Here is a 2,082-nt window from a genome sequence, read left to right as displayed (position 1 = left end):
TCAATGGGTTATTAGGGCGCAGTGGGAATTGTGACAGGAGATAGATCATCTGAGATTTTCGCGCAGCACCGACTTTGCAGTATGGCGCAACTGCGCTTGCAGCGTTTCTTTTGCTGCTATAGCAATAGTGCTCAGTCTATGGCGCTGGCCATCGTTGATGACGGCGCAATCAGCCACCCTATCCGCATAATCCCTGGTGGTTTCCAAGGATTGCTCCACAATCGCATCGATTTCCACCCTGGACAGCCCCAGGGCGCCGCCCAGTTCCACGAACACCGAGGCTTCATCGGGATACGACTGGGCGTCATAGCCAATGGCGCTGACAAGATCATGCCGCGCCCAGGCCCGCATGGGGGCGGGGTCATAAACCGGCGCCAGCCGACAGCCGTTCTTTCCCCCCAAGAGGGACAGGTTTTCCAGGTGAAGGTCGCCGTTGCCCGTCAGGTAGGCCAGAATGAAGCGCTGAAACAGATCGGTGCCGGTGTCCGGGGCCAGCTCGACCACCTGTGAAAGCCGCCGGAGGATGCCGCCCAGATCCTCCAGCATGACATCTCCCATGCCCTGCACCCGGTGGTCGCCCGTGGCAATCACGGAGAACAGCGATTCCACCGGCTGGATGGTTGGGCGGTCGAATCGCTCAACCGCCAGGAAGCGCAAATCCTCCTGTTCGAAATAACGATACCCGGGCGTATCCAGTCCATGTTCCCGATGTATGTCGAGACACATCGCCTCGAGCGCGAGCAGCCCCTGATATTCGGGAGGTTCGATTTTCAGGAGCACATCGACCTTGCCGGGGGCGCCGGGCGGATACAGGGTGGTGTCATCCCGCCCAACATCCATGGAAACCAGCAACTTCGGGATCATTCCGCCTACGGAGGGGGTGTTTCCCATGACATCCCGAAGGTCGTGGGGCGTAAACCCGTTCGATTCATCGAGTATTTGTTCGCGCAGGAATCGCCACAATTCCGAGCGTCCCATGTTCGCGGTGAACGACCGCAGGTTGATTTCACGGTCATACCAGGCCAGGGCGGCCCGGTCATCCTGGAACACATCGACATGCCCGACCCCGCCATGACCGCCCATCAACAGTAACGCCCATTCCGTATCGATGCCTTTCGCCGGCGGCGTTCCCATTTTTCGCTGCAAGGCTTTGAGGTAGTGCGCCCGCTGCAGGTTGCGGGGATTGTTGCCCGGTACCAGGGCGCGCAAGCGTGGCAACATGGGCATCCTTTCCGTCACGGGGTATTCGAAGAAAGGGGCGACTTCCGTGGCGACATCATCGATGAGGCTCATTCTCGGCAGGCCCGAGGCCAGGTAGTCCTCATCATAGGTCATCACCATGCGGTCATCCGACAGGACGAGCGTACCCATTTTTTGCGGCGTGCCGCCAATGGCCGTCCACACCACGGCGGTATAGTGAGGCAATGCCGCCGGGCGCATCAGGGTTCCCCGGCCAAGTCAAAGAAGCGGCCCTCGCGGATGGCAGTGATGGCCGCATCATGGGAGCGACGGGGTTTGAACTCGATGGTCATGTCCAGGGCATTGGCCAGGGCTTCGAGGGTGGATACCTTCAGATCACCTCGCGCCTTGGCCTGGGACAGGCCCACCTCGCTGATCCCCGCCCGCGCCGCCAGTTCTTTCTGCGAAAGCCCTTGCGCTTTTGCCTGGGCAAGCAGGTTTTCCAGCTTTGCGGTTATGCAATCGCTTAATTTCTGTTTCCTCATGCCGTTAAATATAGCACGAATTATGCAATAGTATAGTTTTGCGGTTGGCATGGAAAATTCTAGAAAAGGCGAACGACGGTAACGACCCTAAAACGTCGCATAATTAATGCAATCGTCGCAAAATTAATGAATTCTGACACTTATCCGGTCGGCATGGTAATGATCTGCCGGACCAACCGGATTGGGGACGGCCTGCTCCAGTACCAGGGTGGCAATTTGCCACGCCTGCCTCCAGGCTTGCGTATCCCTGATCGGGGTGGGATGGCGTGTCCAGGAAAACTGGTGAGGTGCCCAAACGACCTCACAGACATCCGTCCCCCGGATTCGCCGGGCCACGCGGTTGAGGACCACGTAGGCC

Annotated in this window: 3 protein-coding genes; all 3 read right to left on the bottom strand. The window is 58.7% G+C overall.

Annotated elements, in window-relative coordinates; translation table 11 throughout:
• Window positions 1-45: 45 nt before the first annotated feature.
• Window positions 46-1,440: a HipA domain-containing protein gene (locus ACOCD2_RS17550; protein WP_419625839.1), complete on the bottom strand. Its 1,395-nt coding sequence runs from the start codon at window positions 1,438-1,440 to the stop codon at window positions 46-48.
• The gene (locus tag ACOCD2_RS17545; RefSeq protein WP_293650697.1) at window positions 1,440-1,724 is read right to left on the bottom strand and encodes a helix-turn-helix domain-containing protein; all 285 of its coding nucleotides are present in this window, start codon (window positions 1,722-1,724) and stop codon (window positions 1,440-1,442) included. Before ACOCD2_RS17545 ends, ACOCD2_RS17550 begins: the two co-directional genes overlap by 1 nt.
• A 123-nt stretch (window positions 1,725-1,847) precedes the next feature.
• Window positions 1,848-2,082 (bottom strand): cell wall hydrolase (locus ACOCD2_RS17540; RefSeq protein WP_295513285.1); only part of this gene is annotated, 235 nt, incomplete at its 5' end.

The organism is Thiolapillus sp. (genome assembly GCF_048562965.1).
GTDB lineage: Bacteria > Pseudomonadota > Gammaproteobacteria > Chromatiales > Chromatiaceae > Thiolapillus > Thiolapillus brandeum_A.
The sequence above is the reverse complement of the archived record's forward strand: the minus strand, read 5'-3'. Positions and strand labels throughout refer to the sequence as shown.